Below are 21,406 nucleotides of genomic sequence, written 5' to 3'. Positions count from 1 at the left end.
ATCATTGGCTTTTTGCCGGCAGCTTGGGCGAAACTTGCTCATCAGGCCGCACAGGGCCCATGAGCATCAAAAATATCGTTCCCCGGAGACAAGCAGGCGCCATGAGCGACAACACATTCGACTACATCGTCATCGGCGGCGGCACGGCCGGCGCGCTGATGTGCAACCGGCTGACCCGCAAATCGCAACAGCGCACGCTGCTGATCGAGGCCGGCCGCAAGGACGACTACCACTGGATCCACATTCCGGTGGGCTACCTGTACTGCATCGGCAATCCGCGCACCGACTGGCTCTACAGCACCGAGCCCGACGCGGGCCTCAACGGGCGCACGCTGCGCTACCCGCGCGGCAAGACGCTGGGCGGCTGCTCCAGCATCAACGGAATGATCTACATGCGCGGCCAATCGCGCGACTACGACCAGTGGGCGCAGCTCACGGGCGACGACGGCTGGAAGTGGCAGAACGTGCTCCCCGACTTCAAGAAGCACGAGGACTACTACCTCGGCGCCGACGAGCTGCACGGCGCCGGCGGCGAATGGCGCGTGGAAAAACAGCGCCTGCGCTGGGACATCCTCGACGCGTTCGCTGAAGCCGCCGTGCAGGCCGGCGTGCCGCACAGCACCGATTTCAACCGCGGCAGCAACGAAGGCGTCGGCTACTTCCAGGTCAACCAGAAGAACGGCTGGCGCTGGAACACGGCAAAGGCGTTCTTGCGGCCGGTCTGCTATGGCCGGCCCAACTTCGAGATGTGGGTCAATGCGCACGTCACCAAGCTGATCATCGAGACCCAGCCCGACGGCAGCCAGCGCTGCACCGGCGTGCAGGTGTGGGACGGGCACGAGATGATCACCGCGCACGCCACGCGCGAAGTGGTGCTGTGCGCGGGCAGCATCGGCTCGCCGCAGATCCTGCAACTCTCGGGCATCGGCCCGGCCGAGCTGCTGCGCCAGCACGGCATCGATGTGGTGGTCGATGCGCCGGGCGTCGGCGCCAACCTGCAAGACCACCTGCAGATTCGCGCGGTCTACAAGATCAACGGCGCACCTACGCTCAACGTGCTGGCGTCGTCGATGTACGGCAAGGCAAAAATCGGCCTCGAATACCTGATGAAGCGCAGCGGTCCGATGAGCATGGCACCGTCGCAGTTGGGCGCCTTCACGCGCAGTTCGCCCGAGCATGAGTGGCCCAATCTCGAATACCACGTGCAGCCGTTGTCGCTCGACGCATTCGGCGAGCCGCTGCACAGCTTTCCGGCCTTTACCGCGAGCGTGTGCAACCTCAACCCGACGAGCCGCGGCACCGTGCGCATCAAGAGCTCGCGCTTTCAGGACGCGCCGGCCATTGCGCCCAACTACCTGAGCACCGATGAAGACCGCAAGGTGGCTGCCGATTCACTGCGCGTGACGCGCCGCATCGCATCGCAGCCCGCGCTCGCCAAGTACAAGCCGGAGGAATGGAAGCCGGGCGTTCAGTACCAGAGCGACGAAGACCTGGCGCGCCTCGCCGGCGACATCGCAACCACTATCTTCCATCCGGTGGGCACAACCAAGATGGGCGCCGACGGCGACCCGATGGCGGTGCTTGACTCGAAGCTGCGGGTGCGTGGCGTGCAGGGGTTGCGTGTGGTCGACGCGGGTGCGATGCCGACCATCACCAGTGGCAACACGAACAGCCCGACGCTGATGATGGCCGAGAAGGCTGTGGGGTGGATTCTGGAAGCGAATCGCTGAGAACTTTTGCTCGGGGCTGTTGCTGGTTCGGGGCGCAGCTGTTCAGGGTGTGTGCAAAGGCCACCGGGTACTCCCCTCCGCGAATGTCCCCCGCCTTCGGCTCTTCCTTTATTTCGCTGCGTGGAGCACCCGATGCCCTGTGCACTGGGGCACGCTCGTGGTGTACCGCTGATCAACGACCGCTCTGAATCACGCTCACGTCGATGGGGTGCCTTGCGCAGCGAAATAAAGGAGGAGGCCGCAGGCCGGGGACATTCGCGGAGCAAGGTGCCCCGTCGGCGGGAGCTCCGCCCCGAATGCCTCCCGTTCAAAATCACTTCTCGATCGTCTTGTTCCACCGAGCATTCCACGCAGGACGGTTCGCATTGATGCTGTCCCAGTCAATGGTGACAGCAGTCTTCATCCACTGGTTGATGTCTGCCACCTGCTTTACGCCATCGCCCACGGCCGGAGCCTTGGGGTTGGTGGGAATCTGCGCACCGTACTGCAACACATTGGCCTGAGCCAGCGGGCTCAGCAAGAACTCGGCGAGCTTTTGCGACAGCTCGGGTTCGCTGTTGTTCGCAATCACGCACTGGCCCACCATCAGCACCACGGCGCCTTCCTTCGGCGGCGCGTATTCCACCGGAATGCCCTTGGTCTTGAGTGCTGCCACGGCCGTGGGCGTGAGCGGGAAGATCGCGGCCTCGCCGGTCTGCACCATTTCCGACAACTTGGCCGAACTGGGGATGTACTCGAGCACGTTGGGGCCGATGGTGGTGGGCCAGGCCTTGAAGCCGGGCTCCACGTTCTTGTCGTTGCCGCCCTGGATGCGGTTGAACATCAGGAAACCGTGCAGTCCAAAAGATGATGACGACATCGACTGGAACACCACCTTGCCCTTGTACTTGGGATCGGCCAAGTCCATCCACGAGGTGGGCGGCGCCCAGCCCTTGTCCTTGAACATCTTGGCGTTGTAGGCCAGGCCCGTCATGCCCAGGCTCACGCCGCTGGCCATGTCGTCCTTGAAGCGCGCGGCCGGATAGATTTCCGAGAGCGACGGATTGGGCCGTTGCTTCTGGCACAGGCCCATGCCGATGGCGCGCACCATGATGCCGTCGTCCAGGAACATCACGTGCATCTGCGGGCGGTCCTTGTTGGCCTGTGCCTTTGCAAGGATGTCGGATGAAGTGCCCGGCACCACCACCACCTTGGCGCCGTAGAGCTTTTCGAAGGCCGGGAACACGTACTGCGTGTAAGCCTTCTCCATGGTGCCGCCGTTCATGCCGATGTAGAGCGTCTTGGTCTGCGCGCCGGCGGTGCCGCCGGCCGCGAGCGCGGCCACCGCCGCCACACCGAGCAAGCTCCGGCGAGGGGAGAAAAAGAAGGGCTTCTTCTGAAAACGGGACATGGTGTTTTCCTTTCAGGGGGAGGTGGGGGTGGGGGTCTTGTCTGCTGCTGCGTCTTCTGCTGCTGCGGCCGCAGCAAAGAAGCGTTCGACCGAGAAGCTCTCGATCGGCGTGCTGCTGCGTCCGTCGCGCACGAGTTCGGCCAGCACTTCGCCGGCTGCGGGGCCTATCTGGAAACCCGCGCCCGAAAAGCCGAAGCCGTGGAACAGCCCGGGCGTGGTGCGGCTCGGCCCGAGCACCGGCTGGTGGTCGGGCAGGTTGCCTTCGGTGCCGCTCCAGGTGCGGATGAAATGCGCGTGCCGCAGCGTGGGCAGCAGTTCGACGGCTTGCGCCGCGAGCGTGGCAATGGCGTCGCGGTCGGCGCGGGCGCGGTCGGCATCGAGCGCAATGCCCCTGCCGCCGCCGAGCACCAGGTTGCCGCGCGCCACCTGCCGGCAATAGATGCCGCCGCCCTCCACGCCGAGGCTCCAGTCCATGAAGTGCGGCACCGGTTCAGTTACCGCCATCACCGGGTGGCTCGAGCGCAGGGGAACGGCTTCGCCGAAATACTCGGCAATGGGGCCGGACCATGCGCCTGCGCAATTGAGCAGCGCCGGCGCACGCACTTCGAGCGCATTGCCCGAACGCAGCAAGAAGCCCTTGCCGTCGTGCGCCACCTCGTCGACCTTGTGGCGCTCGAAGATCTGCGCGCCCGCGCGCTGCGCTGCGAGTGCGAAGGCCGGCGACACCAGCCGCGGGTTGGCCTGCCCGTCTTCGGCGCACAGCGAGCCGCCCACCGCGCGGGTGCCAAGCCAGGGGCAGCGCTCGCGCAGGCGGGCCGCCGAGATCAGTTCGAGCCCGAGATCGAAGTCGCGGCTTTTCGTGCGGTACTGCTCCAGCGATGCCATGTCGGCTTCGCTGCGCGCGATCTTGAAGTGGCCCGAGCGCAGGTACTCGCCGTCGGTGCCGATGGTTTCGCGCAGGTTGCCCCAGATGCGGTGTGCACGCTGCGCCAGCGGCAGCTGGCTCACCGGACGGCCTTGGCGCCGCACGCCGCCGTAGTTGACGCCGCTCGAACGCGAGCCGCACAGGTCGCGCTCCAGCAGCACCACGCCGATGCCCATCTTTCGCAAGGCCAGCGCGGCGGATGCGCCGACGATGCCACCGCCGACGATGGCGACGTCCGTGCGCAATGTCTTGCGATTGGTCATGCGCCGGCTCCTTCGGTCGAAGGCGCCGGGGTGGCCAGGTGAATCGGAATCGGCTTGATCGGCGCCTGCCCGCGCAGCCGGCCGACCTGCTGCACCGGCTGCGCCGTGGCGTGCGCAAGGACCTCTGCCGCCGCCACGCCGCACATACGGCCCTGGCAGCGGCCCATGCCCACGCGCGAGAGCGCCTTGAGCCGGTTAATTTCATCGGCGCCTTGCTCGGCAACGGTCTGGCGCAGCGTGCCCGCCGTGATGTTCTCGCAGCGGCAGACCACCAGTTCGTCGGGCGCATGCGCGGCCCAGTCGTGCGGCACCGGAAAGGCGCGCTCCAGCCCCTGGCGGAAGGCGCCGAGCTTGTGCAGCTTGCGTTCGAGCATTGCGGCGCGCGCGGTGTCGACGGCCACGCCGCCGTCGGCCAGCAGCGCAAGCGCGGCGCGTTCGCCGGCCCACTCGGCGGCATCGGCACCCATGATCCCGGCGCCATCGCCCGCGAGGAACACGCCCCGCACGCTGGAGCGGCCGGCCGCGTCGCGCACGGGCAGGTGCGCACGGTGCAGCGGCGCAAATTCGAAGCGGCAGCCCAGCAGGTCGGCCAACTGCGTTTCGGAGCGCAGCGCATAACCGAAGCCGACGGCATCGCAGGCGAGCGTGCGCTCTTCGCGTCCGTCGTGCCACGCCACGCCGGTCACGCGGCTCTCAGTTGCATCGCCGAGCACGCGCAACGGCCGCACGCCACCATGCAGCGCCACGCCATGCGCGCGCAGCCACGCAACGTAGTACACGCCCTTGGCGAACACCGCCGGTTGCCGCAGCATCGCAGGTGTGGCGGCAAGCTGGTCCGCGAACCGCGATGTGTCCAGAACCGCAGCAACCTTCGCTCCGGCCTTGGCGTATTGGTACGCGACGAGGTAGAGCAGCGGACCGGTGCCCATGAACACCACGCGCTGCCCGATGGCGCAGCCCTGGAACTTGAGCGCCACCTGCGCGCCGCCGAGTGTGTAGACGCCGGGCAACGTCCAGCCAGGGACCGGCAGCACGCGGTCGGTCGCGCCTGTGGCGACGATCAACTGACTGTAGGGCACGCTGGAGGTGCTGCGCGTGGGGCCGTGCAGCACGTCGAGCCGACCGCCTTGCGCGTTCCACACCAGGCTGTCGGGGCGGTAGTCGATGCGTTCGCGCAAGGTGTCGAAGGCGGTGTGCACCGCATCGGCGCGGCGGGCCTCGAAGCCGTAGAGCACGTTCGCGCTGCGCTCCGCCAGGTTCGCAGGTGGGCGCCGGTAGATCTGCCCGCCGGCGCGCGACGCTTCGTCGATCACCACGGGCCGGAGCCCATGCGCCACCAGTGCCTGTGCGGCGCGCACCCCCGCAGGCCCGGCGCCGACGATCACCGGCTGCAATGCGAACGAAGAAGAAGGAGTCGTCATGCGCCGCTCCTTCCCGTGACCAGCGCCATGCCCGGCGCAATGAAGGTGGAGCAGGCGCGCAGGCGCTCGCCTTGCTCGGTGGCAATCCAGCAGTCCTGGCAGGCGCCCATCATGCAGAAGCCGGCGCGCGGTTCGTCGCTGAACTCATTGCGGCGCAACTGGGCGGCTTGCGTGAGCACGGCGGTGAGCACGGTGTCGCCCGCGAGCGCGGAGGCGGGCTCGCCGTCGAGCGTGAAGGGCACCGCGGCGCGGCCGGTCTCGGCCACGCGATGCAGCAGCGGACGGATGGTCGGCAGGCTCATCTATCGGCGCCCCACCAGCACGCGGTCCAGCCCATAGACGCGGTCGAGCACCACCATGGCGACGGCCGTTACCGCCACCATCAGCGCCGAAACCGCCGCCATCAGCGGATCGATCGACTCGGTGGCATACATGTACATGCGCACCGGCAGCGTGACCGTGCTGGGCGAGGTGACAAAGATTGACATCGTCACTTCGTCGAAGCTGTTGATGAAGGACAGCAGCCATCCGCCCGTGACGCCCGGCAGGATCATCGGCAGCGTGATGCGCCGGAACACCGTGGCCTGGCTCGCGCCCAGCGATAGCGCAGCCTGTTCGGCGCTGCGGTCGAAGCCCACGAGCGCAGCCACCACCAGGCGCAGCGTGTAGGGCGTGACGATCAGTGCATGCGCCATCACCAGCCAGCCGAAGCTGCCCGTGCCGCCAACCAATGCGAACAGCCGCAGCAGCGCCACGCCCAGCACCAGGTGCGGAATGATCAGCGGCGAAAGAAAGAGGCCGTTGAGGAAGTCGCGCCCCGGAAACGCATACCGCGTGATCGCCATGCCCGCCGGTACCGCGAGCAGCGTGGCAATGGTGGCCGAAGCCAGCGCAAGCCACAGGCTGTTCCAGAACGACTGCATGAAGTCCGGGTGCGCAAACACCGCCTTGAACCAGCGCAGCGAGAAGTGCGTGGTCGGAATGGTCAAGGTGTTTTCGGGCGTGAACGCCACGATGCACACCACCACCAGCGGCGCCAGCATGAAGGTGATGACGAGCGCGTTGAACGCGAGGGCGAGAGGGCCGTTCTTGCTCATCGGGTCAGCCCAGCGCTTTCTTGTAGCGGCCTTCGACGAGCCGGTTGTAGCTCAGCATCACGATGAGGTTGGCCGCCAGCAGAGCCAGCGCAACGGCGGCGCCAAGCGGCCAGTTGAGCTCGTGCAGGTATTCGTCGTAGACGACGGTCGCGACCATCTTCAACCGGCGACCGCCGAGCAGGCCCGGTATGGCAAACGAGCTTGCGGCCAGGCCGAACACGATCAGGCTGCCCGAGAGAATGCCCGGCATCACCTGCGGCAGCACGATGCGCCGCAACGTGGTGAAGTGCGAGGCCCTGAGCGAAAGCGCGGCGTTCTCCACGCCCGCGTCGAGCTTCTGCAGCGAAGTCCACACCGGAATCACCATGAACGGCAGCATCACGTGGACCAGCGCCACGATCACCGCAATCTCGGTGTAGAGCATCTTCACCGGCCCGATGCCCGCCAGACCCAGCAACGCATTCACGGCGCCCTCAGGCCCCAGCAGCATGCTCCAGCCGAAAGCGCGCACCACCACCGAAACCAGCAGCGGCGCCAGCACCACCAGCAGCAGGATCGATCGCCACGGGTTGCGCATGCGGCTCAGCACATAGGCCTCGGGCGCGCCGACCAGCACGCAGATCAGCGTGACGAGCCCCGAGATCCAGAAGGTGCGCCAGAAGATGCCGTGGTAGTACGAGTCGGTGAACACGTGCGTGTAGTGCTCGAGCGTGAACTCGCCCGTCTTCGGCCCGGTGGCCGGGTCGTACACATTGAAGGACAGCACCGCCGTGAGCGCGAGCGGCACCACCAGCAAGGCCGCGAACAGCAACAGCGCGGGCGCCGAAAGCCACCAGGGCGTGGCCTTGTGCGTGGCACCGCTCATGCCGACACCGTCTCTTCGGCCGGCAACAGGCGCGTGCAATGCGCGGGCCAGTCGATGCCGGCCGGGCTGCCTTCGTCCAGTGCCTCGCGGCCGTCGTTAGGGCTCAGCACCATCAGGTCGCCGGCGGGCGTGCCCAGGCGGTAGAGCCATTGGCTGCCCAGGAAGAAGCGCTCCCGCACCGTACCGTCGAGGCGGCCACGGCCGGCCTCCACCAGCTGCAGCTTTTCGGGGCGCACGCTCATCAGCACCGGGTCGCCCGGCTTGTAGCCGGTGTCTTCGACCTCGACGGTGAGCGAGCCGATCTCGACACGGCAGCTGCGTGCGCCGCAGGCCGTGACGCGTGCGTCCAACAGGTTGGCCTTGCCCACGAAGGTGGAAATGAAGCGCGTGCTCGGATGCTCGTAGACGCGGTGCGGATGGTCGATCTGCGTGGCGCAGCCGCCTTCCATCACCACCACGCGGTCGCTGATGGACATGGCCTCGCTCTGGTCGTGCGTGACCATCACGGTGGTGGTGCCGACCTTGCGCTGGATCTGGCGCAGTTCGAACTGCATTTCTTCGCGCAGCTTGGCATCGAGGTTGGAGAGCGGTTCGTCGAGCAGCAGCACCGGCGGTTCGATGACGAGTGCGCGCGCCAATGCCACGCGCTGTCGCTGGCCGCCAGAGAGCTCGCGCGGGTAGCGGGTGGCATGCGCTTCCAGGTGAACCAGCGCAAGGGCCTGCTTCACCCGTTCAGCGCGCTCGGCCTTCGGCATCTTGCGCATCTCGAGGCCGAAGCTCACGTTGTCGGCCACGGTCATGTGCGGAAACAGCGCGTAGGTCTGGAACACGATGCCAAGGCCCCGCGTGTTGGCCTTGGCATGGGTGATGTCCTTGCCGGCAAGTTCGATGCGCCCGCTCGACACCGCCTCGAAGCCCGCAATCATCTGCAGCGTGGTGGTCTTGCCGCAGCCCGAAGGCCCGAGCAGCGAAACGAACTCTCCCTTTTCCACCGCAAGGTTCATGGCCGACACGGCGCGCGTGGCGCCGTAGAACTTGGTCACGTCGGTGAGCCGGAGGAATGACATGGAAGAGCCTTTCTGCGCGGTGTCGTGAACGGCGTGCCGCACCTTGGTGCGCGCCATGGACAAGAGAGAACTTTCAATTCACTCTATTGCAACGATTGCGCCAACTTGCCTCGGGTATTCCATTAATCAGAATTTTTCTTTCATTTATTCCGTTCATCGGAATATGATGCGAGCCATGGACCCAAAGAATTCCACAGGAGAAGCCGCGGAAAGCCCCACGGCCGCGAGCGGCGGCGTGCCGCGCGTGTTTTCAGTGCTTCGCGCGCTGGGTGCGGTGCAGGCCGAAGGCGGGCGCGTGACGCAAATTGCACGTTCGGTGGGCCTCACGCAGGCGACCACGCACCGCCTGCTGCAGTCGCTCATGGCCGAGGGCATGGTCGAGCAGGACGAGCGCAGCAAGCTCTACCGCCTGAGCATCGATTTCTTCGCGCTCGCGGCCAGTGCCGGCAACCCCGGTGACCTGCGTTCCATTTGCCGCCCGGTGCTGCTGCGGCTGTGCGCGAGCCTTGGCGACAGCATCTTCTTGCTGGCGCGCAGCGGCTTCGACGCGGTGTGCCTCGACCGCAGCGAAGGGCCGTTTCCCATTCGCTCGTTCACGGGCGACATCGGCGGGCGCATTGCATTGGGCGTGGGGCAGGGCGCGCTCGCCATCCTTGCCTTTCTGCCGGAGGCCGAGCGCGAGGAAGTGATTCGCTTCAACCTGTCGCGTGTGCGTGAGTACGGCGTGTACGACGAGGTCTATCTGCGCACCGAGATCGAGCGCGTGCGCCAGGCCGGTTATGCGGGGCGCAACACCGGCCTGCTCGAAGGCATGGCCGGCGTGGCGGTGCCCATTCTCGATCGCGAGGGTCGCGCGGTGGCCGCGCTGAGCGTGGGCACGATCGCGGACCGGCTCAACGCCGACCGCATGCCCACCGTGGTCGAGCTGCTCAAGCGCGAGGCGGCAGCCATCGGGCCGAAGATCAACCCCTTCGATGCAACGCTCAGAAGGCCCGCGCAGAGCCTGGCGGGGTCGCCGGCAGGGCAGAAGATTCCCTTGCCGGACGCGCCGGAGCCCCGATAGGCGCCGCGTTCATTTCAGCTTCTTGTCTTCGCTCTTGGCTTCTGCCATGGCCTCGGGCTCCAGTTCCTCGGCGTAGCGGTTCAGGCGGATGAAGATGCCCCAGCCCGCCATGAGCAGGCCGACCGAGCCCAGCATCGCGGCGGCATGCAGCATCAGCTCGGGCGCTTCACGCGCCTTGAAGGTCGCGACCAGCCCCTCGACCGCCACGGCAACCACGATGACGACCATGAACCTGGACAGGAAGCGGCGTACCCGCGTCGGCGCGCCGATGTGTGCGTCGCGCACCACTTCTTCTTCGAGCACGGTCTGCGAGATCTGCAGCGCCACCACGCCCGCCGCCAGCAGGCCCACCGCTTCGATGACCGCCTCGGCTGCTGGAACATCGAGCCCCTGCATGACCGCGCCCCACCCGGCCCGCGCCGCAATCACGACGAGGACGAGCGACGCGGCGGCAAATGCGAGGGCCATCAGGGCATGGATTGCGGCGTACAGGGTGAGGATCGACTTCATGGCGCTACCGGGGTTGAACGTGCGGCGAGGCGAGGCCCCGGGGCAGCGCACGGGACTGCGCCGGGGTGCGGAATCTTCGGCGCAGCCCGGTGGTTTGCGCGTAGGCGCGAAGCCCGTCCCGCACCGGGCGCATGCCGAGTTCATTCGGCAAACGCATCAAGTCCTTCCTTTTTTTCACTAGGCAAGTGCGCGGGATTGGAAGATATTGCGCCGGTCCCGTCTCGCCGTTTCCTTTTTCTCTCTCCACCCTCCTACCCGGAGCGCGCCCATGTCCCAAGCACAAGCCCTTGCCCCCCTTGCCGCCGAAATCGAACAGCTGCTGCAGCGCCTGGGCGTGCCCCGCAGCGCCTACACCGGCGGCGAATTGACGGTGCGCTCGCCGGTGACGGGCGAGGTGATTGCACAGGTGCCGCAAACCACCCCGGCCGAAGCGACAGCCGCCATCGGCCAGGCGCATGAAGCGTTCAAGGCCTGGCGCAGCGTTCCGGCACCGCGCCGCGGCGAGCTGGTGCGGCTGCTGGGCGAAGAGCTGCGCGCCGCCAAGGCCGACCTTGGTCGCCTGGTCACGCTCGAGGCCGGCAAGATCCCGACCGAAGGCGCGGGCGAGGTGCAGGAAATGATCGATATCTGCGACTTCGCGGTCGGCCTCTCGCGCCAGCTCTATGGCCTGACGCTGGCCACCGAACGCGCCGAGCACCGCATGATGGAAACCTGGCATCCGCTGGGCGTGTGCGGCGTGATCTCGGCTTTCAACTTTCCGGTGGCCGTGTGGTCGTGGAACGCGGCGCTGGCGTTGGTGTGCGGCGATCCGGTGGTGTGGAAGCCGTCGGAAAAAACGCCGCTCACCGCGCTGGCCACGCACGCCATCGCGCAGCGCGCCGTTGCGCGCTTTGGCGAAGACGCACCCGAGGGCCTGCTCGGCCTGCTGCTGGGCCAGCGGGACATCGGCGAAGTGCTCGTCGACGACCACCGCGTGCCGATTCTTTCGGCGACCGGTTCGACTGCGATGGGCAAACAGGTAGGACCCAAGCTGGCCGCGCGTTTTGCGCGCGCCATTCTTGAACTCGGCGGCAACAACGCCGCCATCGTCACGCCGTCGGCCGACCTGGACCTTACGCTGCGTGCCATTGCGTTCTCGGCCATGGGCACGGCCGGCCAGCGCTGCACCACGCTGCGCCGGCTCTTCGTGCACGACAGCGTGTACGACGCGCTGGTGCCCAAGCTGGCCAAGGTGTACGGCAATGTGCGTGTGGGCGATCCGCGCGAGGCGGGCACGCTCGTCGGGCCGCTGATCGACCGCGCCGCGTTCGACGGCATGCAGAAAGCGCTTAGCGAAAGCCGCGAAATCGGCGCCACGGTGCATGGGGGCCAGCGCGTTGAAGGCATAGGCACGCAAGACGCCTTCTACGTGCGCCCCGCATTGGTGGAACTGAAGTCGCACGACGGCGCGGTGCTGCGCGAAACCTTTGCGCCCATTCTTTATGTGGTGCGCTACAGCAAGCTCGACGATGCCATCGAGTGGCACAACGCGGTGGGCGCGGGCCTGTCGTCGTCGATCTTCACGCTCAACGTGCGCGAGGCCGAGCGCTTCTTGTCGAGCGCAGGCTCTGACTGCGGCATTGCCAACGTCAACATCGGGCCGAGCGGTGCCGAGATCGGCGGTGCGTTCGGTGGCGAGAAAGAAACCGGCGGCGGCCGCGAAGCCGGCTCCGACAGCTGGAAGGCGTACATGCGCCGAGCGACGAACACCATCAACTATTCGACGGCATTGCCCCTTGCACAAGGCGTGACCTTCGATATCGGCGATTGATCACCCCAGGCCCTTGCTCTTGCCGCGCAGCGTTCGGCTGCGCCGGCAAGGCAGCGGCTGCCCGAGCCCAAGAAAACCATAGGAGACAGAGAAAATGAAGATGCAATCGAAAACCCTCGCCACCGCCGCAGCGCTGCTTGCGCTCGCATTCGGCGCTTCGGCGCAGCAAGCCCCCGCCGGCGGCACGCTCGACAAGATCAAGAGCAGCGGCAAGGCCGTGCTCGGCGTGCGCGAGGCCTCGCCGCCCATGGCCTACATGCTGGGCGCGAACGACAAATACGTGGGCTATCACGTCGAGCTTTGCGAGCGCGTGCTGAAGGATATCGCGCCTTCCGCGAAGCTCGAATACATGGCCGTCACGGCGCAGAACACCATTCCGCTGGTGCAGAACGGCACGCTGGACATCGGCTGCGGCCCCACCACCAACAACACCGCGCGCCAGCAGCAGGTGGCCTTTGCGCTCACCACGTATGTGAGTGAAGTGCGCATGGCGAGCAAGGTCGATTCGGGCATCACGTCGCTCGACCAGCTGGCCGGCCGCACCGTGTCGGCCTCCACCGGCACCACTGCCGTGCAGTTGCTGCGCAAGCGTGAGCGCGCGCAGAACATCACCATCAACACGATGCTCGGGAAGGACCACCTCGAGAGCTTCCTGCTGATGGAGTCGGGCCGCGCCGATGCCTTCGTGCTCGACGACAACTTGCTCGCGGGCATCATCGCGAACTCGAAGAACCCCACGGCCTATCGCATCACCGGCGAAGCGCTGGGCTCGGAGCCGATTGCGCTGTTGTTCCGCAAGGACGATCCGGCCTTCAAGGCCGCGGTGGACGATTCGCTGCGCAAGCTCATGAAGAGCGGCGAGCTCGAGAAAATCTACACCAAGTGGTTCGTCGCGCCGATTCCGCCAAAGAACACCAGCCTGAACCTGCCGATGAGCACGGCGCTGAAGCAGCTGATTGCCGAGCCCAACGACAAGCCGCTCGAGGCCTACGCCAAGTGATGTCCGCCGTGCTCGATTCCGCGCTTTCTTCGGCTTGCACGTTCGAGCCCGCGCAGCGCGTGCGCGCCATCGGCGTGTCGGAAATCCTGCGCATCACCGACCATGCCAATGCGTTGAAGCGCGCCGGCCGGCCGGTGATCGTGCTGGGCGCGGGCGAGCCGGACTTCGACACGCCCGAGCACATTCGCGCCGCCGCGGCCCGCGCCATGGAGCGTGGCGACACGCGCTACACGGTGCTCGACGGCAGCCCCGCCATGAAGGCCGCGGTGCAATTCAAGTTCAAGCGCGACAACGGGCTGGACTTTGCGTTGAATGAAATCAGCGTGGGTGCGGGCGCCAAGCAGGTGATCTTCAACGCGTTGATGGCCAGCCTGAACCCGGGCGACGAGGTGATCTTGCCGGCGCCGTACTGGACGTCTTACGCCGACATCGTGCAGATCTGCGGCGGCGTGCCGGTGAGCGTGCCGTGCAGCGAGGCGCAGGGCTTTCGGCTGGATGCCGCGCAGCTCGAGGCGGCCATCACGCCGCGCACGCGCTGGCTCTTTTTGAACTCGCCATCGAACCCGAGTGGCGCGGCCTACAGTGCGGCGCAGCTCGCGCCGTTGTGCGAGGTGCTGCTGCGGCATCCGGCGGTGTGGGTGCTGGCGGACGACATCTACGAGCACATCCTCTATGACGGCCTGGCGTTTGCCACGCCGGCGGCCTTGGAGCCGCGGCTGCGTGAACGCACGCTCACCGTGAACGGCGTGTCGAAGGCTTATGCAATGACGGGCTGGCGCGTGGGCTACGGGGCAGGGCCGCGCGCGCTGATCGCGGCCATGGCGGTGGTGCAGAGCCAGTCGACCTCGTGCCCGTCGTCGGTGAGCCAGGCGGCCGCGATCGAGGCGCTCACGGGGCCGCAAGACATCGTGGCCGAGCGGTGCGATGACTTCCAGGCGCGGCGCGACTTCGTGGTGGCTGCATTGAACCGCGCCCCCGGCCTGCATTGCCGCGTGCCCGAAGGCGCTTTCTATACTTTTGCGAGCTGTGCCGGCGTGCTCGGCCGGCGCACGCGCAGCGGCATGCTGCTGCAGACTGACAGCGACTTCTGCAGCTACCTGCTGCAGGATTTTGAAGTGGCGGTGGTGCCGGGCAGCGTGTTCGGGCTGGCGCCGTATTTCCGCATTTCGTATGCGACGTCGATGGCGCAGCTCGAAGAGGCGTGTGCACGGATTGCCGCGGCATGCGAAGCTCTCACATGAATTTTTTCCTCCCCTTCCGGGGGAGGGCAGGGGTGGGGGCAAGCGGCGTATCAATCGCTGTCGACGTGACTGGCGCCGTCTGCCCCCATCCCAACCTTCCCCCGGGAGGGGAAGGAGCGAATACCAAGACCTTCATTGCATTGGACACAGCATGACTTCTCCCCGCACCGGCGGCCAGATCCTGGTCGATCAGCTCATCACCCACGGCGTCAAGCAACTCTTCTGCGTGCCCGGCGAAAGCTTTCTGGCCGTGCTCGACGCGCTGCACGATGCATCCATCGACGTGACCGTGTGCCGCCAGGAAGGCGGCGCCGCGATGATGGCCGAGGCGCAGGGCAAGCTCACCGGCCAACCCGGCGTGTGCTTTGTCACGCGCGGGCCCGGCGCCACCAACGCGGCGGCCGGTGTGCACATCGCGCACCAGGATTCGACGCCGATGCTGCTCTTCGTGGGCCAGGTTGCGCGCGAGGCATTGGGCCGCGAGGCCTTCCAGGAGCTGGACTACGGCGCGGTGTTCGGCACCATGGCCAAGTGGGTGGTGCAGATCGACGATCCGGCGCGTGTGCCCGAGCTGGTCTCCCGTGCCTTCCATGTCGCCACTTCCGGCCGGCCGGGGCCGGTGGTGATCGCGCTGCCGGAAGACATGCTGACCGAAGCCGCCACGGTGGCCGATGCGCAGCCTTATGCGGTGACCGAAACCTATCCGGGCCCGACGCAAATCGCGCAACTGCAGCAACGGCTCGCACAGGCACAGCGGCCCGTCGTCATCCTCGGCGGCAGCCGCTGGTCCGAAGCTGCGACGCAGCAGTTCGCGGGTTTTGCGGAGGCGTTTTCGCTGCCGGTGTACTGTTCGTTCCGCCGCCAGATGCTGCTGTCGGCCGAGCATCCCTCTTATGCGGGCGACCTGGGGCTGGGAGCGAATCCGCGCATGCTGGAGCGCATTCGCAATGCGGACCTGGTGCTGCTGGTCGGCGGCCGGCTGTCCGAGGTGCCGTCGCAGGGCTATGAGCTGCTCGCCATTCCGCAGCCCAGGCAGGCGCTGGTGCATGTGCATGCCGACGCCGACGAGCTCGGCAAGCTCTATCGTCCGGCGCTGGGCATCCACGCCACGCCGCAGGCTTTTGCCGAGGCGGTGGCTGCGCTCCGCCCAGCTTCGCCGCCCGTCTGGCAAGACGAAACGAAGACCGCGCGCGAAGACTTTTTGCGCTGGAGCGATCCGGCCCCCATCCGCATTCCGGGCCCGCTGCAGATGGGCGAGGTGATGCAGCACCTGCGCGAGGTGCTGCCGCCCGACACCATCTTTTGCAACGGCGCCGGCAACTTTGCCACCTGGGTGCATCGCTTCTGGCCGTTCCGCTCGTTCGCGAGCCAGCTGGCGCCCACCAGCGGATCGATGGGCTATGGCTTGCCGGCGGGCGTAGGCGCCAAGCGCCTGTGGCCGCAGCGCGAGGTGGTGGTGTTTGCGGGCGACGGCGACTTCATGATGCACGGCCAGGAGTTCGCAACCGCCGTGCAGTACGGCCTGCCGATCATTGTGGTGCTGCTGGACAACGCCATGTACGGCACCATCCGCATGCACCAGGAAAAGCACTACCCGGGCCGCGTGAGCGCCACGCAGCTGAAGAACCCCGACTTCCGCGGCTATGCCGAAGTGTTCGGCGGGCATGGCGAGCGCGTGACCCGCACGGAGGAGTTCGGCCCCGCGCTGGCGCGCGCCCGTGCGAGCGGCAAGCCCGCGGTGCTGCATTGCCTGCTCGATCCGGAAGCCATCACGCCCGCCAGCACGCTGCAAAGCATCCGCAAGGCGGCCCTGGCTGGCAGCTGAGCGCCTGGCGTATAAAAAGAATCAGCCCAGGCCGCCCGCAAACCGCGGCCGGGGCTTCGGCGGATTGCCGTCGGGCATGCGCGCGGCCAGCCGTGCGGCGCGAGCCAAGGGCTCCATGGCCTGCTCGAGGCGGGTGGCGAGCAGGTAGAGATCCTCGTCCTTGGTTTCGGCGGCATGGGCGCGCGTCATGCGCACGATCTCGGCGGCGTATTCGGCATTGGTGGCCATCCATTCGGTGTCGGTCACGCGCCCGTGCTTTCGCCGCAGTGCCACGTGCAGCCGTGCGGCAAGGGCGATGCGTTCGCTTTCGGACATGGACATGGTTCGAGGGGCTCCATGAATGGCTCGAACCCGCTGCGTGCACAAGTCGTGCCATGTCGGATCCGCGCTGTTAACGCTCCGAAACACTTTTGTTTGCCGAGAGCCCCTGGAACGTAAGGCAAAGCGGGTAATTCCCAATGCACTGGCCCGGTGCACCGCCTAAAGTCTGCCCACTCGCGAACGGGCCAAGCTCGTGCTGCCGAGGGTCCGAGGAGACAAAATTCGGTCTACAAGAAAAATTCTTCAAGGCTTCCGTTCGAGAAGCCGTGTTTGAACTTGAAAGGCGCCGCTGGTCGGCGCCTTTTTTATTGCCCGACGCAGCCCCTTCGCCTGTCGATTCCTGACTGGCGCAAGCGCGCTTGCAGGCCCGCCCTGCCTTTCATCGAAGCTCCTCTTTTGGTAGCGCCTCGGGTGCGACAATCCAGGTATGGAAATGCTGGTGGTCACGGGCGCTTCGCTGCTCGCGGGGTTTGTCGATTCGATCGTGGGCGGCGGCGGTTTGATCCTTGTGCCGGCGCTCTTCGCCGTGTTTCCGGGCGCACCGCCGGCCACGTTGCTGGGCACCAACAAAAGCGCTTCTATTTGGGGCACGGCTGCCGCGGCCGCCCAGTTCAGCCAGCGGGTGCAGATGCGCTGGGGTGCTTTGTGGCCGGCCGCCGTGCTCGGATTCGCGGGTTCGATGCTCGGCGCCTGGGGCGTGACCTTGTTTCCGGGCGACTTCCTGCGGCGGGCGCTGCCCATCGTGCTGCTTGGCGTGCTGCTCTACACGCTGGCGCGCAAGGACCTGGGCCGCCACCACGTACCGCGCTTCAGCGGCCGCGCCGAAACGCTGGCCGCCTGTGCCATCGGCCTGTCGATCGGCTTTTACGACGGCTTCTTCGGACCCGGGGCGGGCAGCTTTCTCGTCTTTCTGTTCGTGCGCTGGATGGGCTACGACTTCCTGAATGCCTCTGCATCGGCCAAGATCATCAACACGCTCACCAACGCCGCGGCCCTGCTGCTGCTCGCGCTCAAGGGGCATGTGTGGTGGCACTATGGGCTGGTGATGGCGGTGGCCAACGTGGCGGGCAGCCTGCTGGGCACGCGTGTTGCGCTGAAGCATGGAGCGGGCTTCGTGCGGGTGGTGTTCATCGTGGTGGTGAGCGCGCTCATCCTGAAGACCGCCTATGACGCATTCCTGAAATAGCACAACGAGAAAGTCTCATTCATGGCATTGCCAGAGTCCGCTGTACCCGTTGAACGCCCCGCAGCCGTCAGCTTCTGGCAGGCCTTCGCCTATTGGCTCAAGCTCGGCTTCATCAGCTTTGGCGGCCCGGCGGGGCAGATCGCGCTCATGCACCAGGAGCTGGTGGAGCGCCGGCGCTGGATCTCGGAAAAGCGCTTTCTGCATGCGCTCAACTACTGCATGCTGCTGCCCGGCCCCGAAGCGCAGCAGCTTGCCACCTACATCGGCTGGCTCATGCACCGCACCTGGGGCGGCCTTGCGGCGGGCGTGCTCTTCGTGCTGCCTTCGCTCTTCATCCTGATCGGGCTGTCGTGGGCCTACATGGCCTACGGCCACGTGCCGGCGGTGGCGGGCTTGCTGTACGGCGTGAAGCCCGCGGTCACGGCCATCGTGCTGTTCGCGGCGTGGCGCATCGGCTCGCGGGTGCTCAAGAACCCGTGGCTCTGGGCGATTGCCGTTGCCGCCTTTGTCGCGATCTTTGCGCTGCAGTTGCCGTTTCCGCTGATCGTGCTGTCCGCCGGGGCCATCGGCTACTTAGGCAGCCGGTTCGCGCCGGCGTACTTCTCGCCGGGCGGTGGGCACGGCGCCGCGGCGGGCTCGGCCGGCCCGGCGCTGATCGACGACGACATGCCCACGCCGCCGCACGCCCTTTTCAGCTGGGGCCGCTTCGCGCGCGTGCTGGCGGTGTTCTTCCTGCTGTGGCTCGGCGCGCTGGGCGCGCTCACGGCGCTGTACGGATGGAGCGGCGCGCTCACCCAGATGGGCTGGTTCTTCACCAAGGCGGCACTGCTGACCTTCGGCGGCGCCTATGCGGTGTTGCCCTATGTGTTCCAGGGCGCGGTCGACCACTACCACTGGCTTACGGCCACGCAGATGATCGACGGCCTCGCGCTCGGAGAAACCACGCCCGGCCCCTTGATCATGGTGGTGTCGTTCGTGGGCTTCGTCGGCGCGTGGGGCCAGGCGCTGTTCGGCCCCCATGCGCTGTTCGCGGCCGGCGTGGCGGGCGCGACGGTGGTGACCTTCTTCACCTTCCTGCCGTCGTTCCTGTTCATTCTGCTGGGTGGCCCCTTCATCGAGTCGACCCACGGCAACCTGAAGTTCACTGCCCCGCTCACCGCCATTACCGCGGCCGTGGTCGGCGTGATCGTCAACCTGGCGGTCTTCTTCGCCTACCACGTGCTTTGGCCGAAGGGCTTGTCAGGGCCCTTCGAGTTTCCCTCCGCCGTCATCGGCGCGCTCGCGGCCATCGCGCTCTTCCGCTTCAAGGCCGGCGTGATCCCGGTGGTGCTCGCATCGGCACTCGCGGGCATGGCCTGGCAACTGTTGCACTAGGCTCGCCCCCAGTCTTCGCGCACTTCGTGTCGCTACGCCAACCCCTACCGGGGGCAACACCAGAGGCCCGGCAAAGCCGGTTCCTCGGTGTTCCTGGAATGTCCCGTCTCACGTTCCGGGTCATTCCTCGACGAAGGCTTCTTCGCGCTTGGCCTTGATGGATGGGAGCAGCACGATGCCCAGCAGCAGCGCAGCCGCCACCAGCAAGCCCGCCGACAGCGGCCGCGTGACGAACACGCTCCAGGTGCCGCGCGAAAGCAGCAGGGCGCGCCGCAGGTTTTCTTCCATCATCGGCCCGAGGATGAAGCCCAGCAGCAACGGCGCGGGCTCGGTCTTGAGCTTGATGAACAGGTAGCCGATGAAGCCGAAGGCCGCCACCATCCAGATGTCGAAGGTGTTGTTGTTGGTCGAGTACACGCCAATCGCGCAGAACAGCACGATGGCGGGAAACAGGAACTTGTAAGGCACCGTCAGCAGCTTGATCCACATGCCGATCAGCGGCAGGTTCAGCACGATCAGCATCGCGTTGCCGATCCACATCGAGGCAATCAGCCCCCAGAACAGTTCCGGGTTGCTGGTCATCACCTGCGGGCCCGGCTGGATGTTGTGGATGGTCATCGCACCCACCATCAGCGCCATGACCGCGTTGGGCGGAATGCCCAGCGTGAGCAGCGGAATGAACGAGGTCTGCGCGCCCGCGTTGTTCGCCGATTCGGGCGATGCCACACCGCGGATGTTGCCCTTGCCGAAGGCGACCTCTCCCGGGCGCATCTTGATCTTCTTTTCGAGCGCATAGGCCGCAAAGGCCGCCAGCAGCGCGCCGCCGCCGGGCAGGATGCCGAGCGCCGAACCCAGCGCCGTGCCGCGCAACACCGCGGGCGTCATGCGCTTGAAGTCGTCCTTGGTGGGCCACAGGCCCTTCACCTTGTGCGTGAACACCTCGCGCTCGTCGTCGGGTTGCGAGAGGTTGCCGATGATTTCGCCATAGCCGAACACGCCCATTGCAATCACCACGAAGCCGATGCCGTCGGTGAGTTCGGGGATGTCGAAGCTGAAACGCGCCACGCCCGAATTGACGTCGGTGCCGACGATGCCAAGCAGCAGGCCGAGCACGATCATGGCCACCGCCTTGAGCAGCGAACCCGAGGCCAGCACCACGGCGCCGATGAGGCCCAGCGTCATCAACGAGAAGTACTCGGCCGGGCCGAACTTGAAGGCCAGTTCGGTGAGCGGCGGCGCAAAGGCAGCCAGGATCAGCGTACCCACGCAACCCGCAAAGAACGACCCCAGGCCCGCCGCGGCGAGCGCGGGCCCCGCGCGGCCCTGCCTTGCCATTTGGTATCCGTCGATGCAGGTGACCACGGAGGACGATTCCCCGGGCAGGTTCACCAGGATCGCAGTGGTCGAGCCGCCGTATTGCGCGCCGTAGTAGATGCCTGCCAGCATGATCAGTGCCGATACGGGCGGCAGCGCATACGTTGCGGGCAGCAGCATCGCGATGGTCGCAACCGGACCGATGCCCGGCAGCACGCCGATCAGCGTGCCCAGGATGCAGCCGACCAGGCAATACAGCAGGTTGGTGAAAGTAAAGGCGACGCCGAAGCCGGTCGCAAGGTTGTGGAACAGTTCCATGGCGGTGTGCTCCTCAACCCAAAATGAAAGTTGGCCAGACCTGGATCTGCAGCTTCAGCGCCCAGATGAAGGCCACGTAGCTGCCGGCCGCCAGGATGGTGGAGAGCACCAGCACGTCGCGCAGCTTGAAGTGTTCGCCCGCCATGCTCGAGATGATGGTGAGCGCGTAGATCGCGACGATCATCCCCATGGCGGGAAGGCCGATGCTCGGCAGTCCGCCGAGCAGCACGCCGAAGGCCAGGTTGGCGCCCAGCACGAAGGCCAGCGGCTTCCAGGCCCATTTGCCGATCGGGTCGCCGCCGGCGGTTTCGACCACCATGGCCTGGAACATGATGGCCCCGCCGAGCACCGCCAGCAAAATGCCCAGCATCAGCGGAAAGTAGCCGGGGCCCATGCGGGCCCCGTCTCCGATGGTGTAGGTGGTGGCGCCGATGGCGAAAGCGCCGCCGACACTTGTGAACATGACTCCTGAAAAGAAGTCAGCCTGACTCTTTATGCGCATTGTCTCGACCCTCTTGATTGGACGGGTGAGGGTCGTCGCCCGCGGCTGACCTTGGGCTGACCGGCGCGGTAAGGACAAATGCGTACAAGGGTGCCCAGGCCTTTGCGCGGAACTCAGGCGGAGCGTGGGGCGCAGAAACGAAAAAAGCTCCCGAAGGAGCTTTTTTATTTGAGAGCGAGGTCTC

The 21,406-nt window shown here is 66.5% G+C and carries 19 protein-coding genes; 8 read left to right on the top strand and 11 right to left on the bottom strand.

Annotated elements, in window-relative coordinates:
• Positions 1–101 precede the first annotated feature (101 nt).
• Positions 102–1,730 (top strand): GMC family oxidoreductase, encoded by a 1,629-nt coding sequence (locus tag V9L20_RS10795; RefSeq protein WP_337296582.1) that lies wholly within the window; start codon positions 102–104, stop codon positions 1,728–1,730.
• Between the two features lie 313 nt (positions 1,731–2,043).
• On the opposite strand, the gene V9L20_RS10790 is transcribed toward V9L20_RS10795, so the two are convergent.
• Genes V9L20_RS10790 through V9L20_RS10760 form a run of 7 tightly spaced genes read right to left on the bottom strand, consistent with a single transcriptional unit; the run spans position 2,044 to position 8,758 of the window.
• Positions 2,044–3,120, bottom strand: coding sequence for an ABC transporter substrate-binding protein (locus tag V9L20_RS10790; protein WP_337296581.1), 1,077 nt, complete (start codon positions 3,118–3,120; stop codon positions 2,044–2,046).
• Positions 3,121–3,132: 12 nt separating this feature from the next.
• On the bottom strand, positions 3,133–4,308 hold the full coding sequence (locus tag V9L20_RS10785; protein WP_337296580.1) for an NAD(P)/FAD-dependent oxidoreductase: 1,176 nt from the start codon (positions 4,306–4,308) through the stop codon (positions 3,133–3,135).
• The gene (locus V9L20_RS10780) at positions 4,305–5,729 is read right to left on the bottom strand and encodes an FAD-dependent oxidoreductase (protein WP_337296579.1); all 1,425 of its coding nucleotides are present in this window, start codon (positions 5,727–5,729) and stop codon (positions 4,305–4,307) included. The genes V9L20_RS10785 and V9L20_RS10780 overlap by 4 nt, the downstream gene beginning before the upstream one ends.
• Positions 5,726–6,031, bottom strand: coding sequence for a (2Fe-2S)-binding protein (locus V9L20_RS10775; RefSeq protein ID WP_337296578.1), 306 nt, complete (start codon positions 6,029–6,031; stop codon positions 5,726–5,728). Before V9L20_RS10775 ends, V9L20_RS10780 begins: the two co-directional genes overlap by 4 nt.
• Entirely contained in the window at positions 6,032–6,826 is a 795-nt protein-coding gene (locus V9L20_RS10770) for an ABC transporter permease (protein ID WP_157611506.1), read from the bottom strand. It abuts the gene before it with no gap.
• Between the two features lie 4 nt (positions 6,827–6,830).
• Entirely contained in the window at positions 6,831–7,691 is an 861-nt protein-coding gene (locus V9L20_RS10765; protein WP_337296577.1) for an ABC transporter permease, read from the bottom strand.
• Complete coding sequence (locus V9L20_RS10760; protein WP_337296676.1) at positions 7,688–8,758, bottom strand: ABC transporter ATP-binding protein; 1,071 nt, start codon at positions 8,756–8,758, stop codon at positions 7,688–7,690. The genes V9L20_RS10765 and V9L20_RS10760 overlap by 4 nt, the downstream gene beginning before the upstream one ends.
• 175 nt (positions 8,759–8,933) lie before the next feature.
• On the opposite strand from V9L20_RS10760, the gene V9L20_RS10755 reads away from it, so the two are divergent.
• Complete coding sequence (locus V9L20_RS10755) at positions 8,934–9,821, top strand: IclR family transcriptional regulator (RefSeq protein WP_258503522.1); 888 nt, start codon at positions 8,934–8,936, stop codon at positions 9,819–9,821.
• Between the two features lie 9 nt (positions 9,822–9,830).
• On the opposite strand, the gene V9L20_RS10750 is transcribed toward V9L20_RS10755, so the two are convergent.
• Positions 9,831–10,331, bottom strand: a complete 501-nt coding sequence (locus V9L20_RS10750) for a hypothetical protein (protein ID WP_258503523.1) — start codon at positions 10,329–10,331, stop codon at positions 9,831–9,833.
• Positions 10,332–10,599: 268 nt separating this feature from the next.
• On the opposite strand from V9L20_RS10750, the gene amaB reads away from it, so the two are divergent.
• The 4 genes from amaB to V9L20_RS10730 all read left to right on the top strand — a co-directional run bounded on the left by amaB (position 10,600) and on the right by V9L20_RS10730 (position 16,207).
• Positions 10,600–12,141, top strand: coding sequence for an L-piperidine-6-carboxylate dehydrogenase (amaB, locus tag V9L20_RS10745; protein ID WP_337296576.1), 1,542 nt, complete (start codon positions 10,600–10,602; stop codon positions 12,139–12,141).
• 94 nt (positions 12,142–12,235) lie between these two features.
• Entirely contained in the window at positions 12,236–13,141 is a 906-nt protein-coding gene (locus tag V9L20_RS10740) for an amino acid ABC transporter substrate-binding protein (RefSeq protein ID WP_337296575.1), read from the top strand.
• Positions 13,141–14,382: a pyridoxal phosphate-dependent aminotransferase gene (locus tag V9L20_RS10735; protein ID WP_337296574.1), complete on the top strand. Its 1,242-nt coding sequence runs from the start codon at positions 13,141–13,143 to the stop codon at positions 14,380–14,382. Before V9L20_RS10740 ends, V9L20_RS10735 begins: the two co-directional genes overlap by 1 nt.
• Before the next feature lie 151 nt (positions 14,383–14,533).
• A complete protein-coding gene (locus V9L20_RS10730) occupies positions 14,534–16,207 on the top strand; it encodes a thiamine pyrophosphate-binding protein (protein WP_337296573.1) in 1,674 nt (557 codons plus the stop codon).
• Between the two features lie 21 nt (positions 16,208–16,228).
• On the opposite strand, the gene V9L20_RS10725 is transcribed toward V9L20_RS10730, so the two are convergent.
• Positions 16,229–16,528, bottom strand: a complete 300-nt coding sequence (locus V9L20_RS10725; RefSeq protein ID WP_337296572.1) for a hypothetical protein — start codon at positions 16,526–16,528, stop codon at positions 16,229–16,231.
• A 427-nt stretch (positions 16,529–16,955) separates the two neighbouring features.
• Between V9L20_RS10725 and V9L20_RS10720 the strand changes: the two genes are divergently transcribed.
• Together V9L20_RS10720 and chrA are read left to right on the top strand one after the other, a co-directional pair.
• Positions 16,956–17,714 carry a TSUP family transporter gene (locus V9L20_RS10720; RefSeq protein WP_281149232.1) on the top strand — a complete coding sequence of 253 codons (759 nt, stop codon included), beginning with the start codon at positions 16,956–16,958 and terminating at the stop codon, positions 17,712–17,714.
• A gap of 21 nt (positions 17,715–17,735) precedes the next feature.
• Positions 17,736–19,088, top strand: coding sequence for a chromate efflux transporter (chrA, locus tag V9L20_RS10715; protein WP_337296571.1), 1,353 nt, complete (start codon positions 17,736–17,738; stop codon positions 19,086–19,088).
• Between the two features lie 120 nt (positions 19,089–19,208).
• Here the strand turns inward: chrA and V9L20_RS10710 are convergent, their stop codons facing one another.
• Positions 19,209–20,720 carry a tripartite tricarboxylate transporter permease gene (locus V9L20_RS10710; protein ID WP_337296570.1) on the bottom strand — a complete coding sequence of 504 codons (1,512 nt, stop codon included), beginning with the start codon at positions 20,718–20,720 and terminating at the stop codon, positions 19,209–19,211.
• Between the two features lie 13 nt (positions 20,721–20,733).
• Complete coding sequence (locus V9L20_RS10705) at positions 20,734–21,222, bottom strand: tripartite tricarboxylate transporter TctB family protein (protein WP_337296569.1); 489 nt, start codon at positions 21,220–21,222, stop codon at positions 20,734–20,736.
• Positions 21,223–21,406: the final 184 nt, after the last annotated feature.

Origin of the sequence: Variovorax sp. CCNWLW225 (assembly GCF_037204045.1) — a bacterium.
Taxonomy (GTDB): Bacteria; Pseudomonadota; Gammaproteobacteria; order Burkholderiales; family Burkholderiaceae_C; genus Variovorax.
This window is presented reverse-complemented; position numbering and strand designations above follow the sequence as displayed.

Excerpts from the sequence above, each read along its gene's own strand:
- V9L20_RS10705 (WP_337296569.1), bottom strand. The coding sequence starts at position 21,222 with ATGCGCATAAAGAGTCAGGCTGACTTCTTTTCAGGAGTCATGTTCACA.
- chrA (WP_337296571.1), top strand. The coding sequence starts at position 17,736 with ATGGCATTGCCAGAGTCCGCTGTACCCGTTGAACGCCCCGCAGCCGTC.
- V9L20_RS10790 (WP_337296581.1), bottom strand. The coding sequence starts at position 3,120 with ATGTCCCGTTTTCAGAAGAAGCCCTTCTTTTTCTCCCCTCGCCGGAGC.
- V9L20_RS10780 (WP_337296579.1), bottom strand. The coding sequence starts at position 5,729 with ATGACGACTCCTTCTTCTTCGTTCGCATTGCAGCCGGTGATCGTCGGC.
- V9L20_RS10785 (WP_337296580.1), bottom strand. The coding sequence starts at position 4,308 with ATGACCAATCGCAAGACATTGCGCACGGACGTCGCCATCGTCGGCGGT.
- V9L20_RS10755 (WP_258503522.1), top strand. The coding sequence starts at position 8,934 with ATGGACCCAAAGAATTCCACAGGAGAAGCCGCGGAAAGCCCCACGGCC.
- V9L20_RS10795 (WP_337296582.1), top strand. The coding sequence starts at position 102 with ATGAGCGACAACACATTCGACTACATCGTCATCGGCGGCGGCACGGCC.
- V9L20_RS10765 (WP_337296577.1), bottom strand. The coding sequence starts at position 7,691 with ATGAGCGGTGCCACGCACAAGGCCACGCCCTGGTGGCTTTCGGCGCCC.
- V9L20_RS10770 (WP_157611506.1), bottom strand. The coding sequence starts at position 6,826 with ATGAGCAAGAACGGCCCTCTCGCCCTCGCGTTCAACGCGCTCGTCATC.
- V9L20_RS10735 (WP_337296574.1), top strand. The coding sequence starts at position 13,141 with ATGTCCGCCGTGCTCGATTCCGCGCTTTCTTCGGCTTGCACGTTCGAG.
- V9L20_RS10740 (WP_337296575.1), top strand. The coding sequence starts at position 12,236 with ATGAAGATGCAATCGAAAACCCTCGCCACCGCCGCAGCGCTGCTTGCG.
- amaB (WP_337296576.1), top strand. The coding sequence starts at position 10,600 with ATGTCCCAAGCACAAGCCCTTGCCCCCCTTGCCGCCGAAATCGAACAG.
- V9L20_RS10775 (WP_337296578.1), bottom strand. The coding sequence starts at position 6,031 with ATGAGCCTGCCGACCATCCGTCCGCTGCTGCATCGCGTGGCCGAGACC.
- V9L20_RS10725 (WP_337296572.1), bottom strand. The coding sequence starts at position 16,528 with ATGTCCATGTCCGAAAGCGAACGCATCGCCCTTGCCGCACGGCTGCAC.
- V9L20_RS10750 (WP_258503523.1), bottom strand. The coding sequence starts at position 10,331 with ATGAAGTCGATCCTCACCCTGTACGCCGCAATCCATGCCCTGATGGCC.
- V9L20_RS10730 (WP_337296573.1), top strand. The coding sequence starts at position 14,534 with ATGACTTCTCCCCGCACCGGCGGCCAGATCCTGGTCGATCAGCTCATC.
- V9L20_RS10710 (WP_337296570.1), bottom strand. The coding sequence starts at position 20,720 with ATGGAACTGTTCCACAACCTTGCGACCGGCTTCGGCGTCGCCTTTACT.
- V9L20_RS10760 (WP_337296676.1), bottom strand. The coding sequence starts at position 8,758 with ATGTCATTCCTCCGGCTCACCGACGTGACCAAGTTCTACGGCGCCACG.
- V9L20_RS10720 (WP_281149232.1), top strand. The coding sequence starts at position 16,956 with ATGGAAATGCTGGTGGTCACGGGCGCTTCGCTGCTCGCGGGGTTTGTC.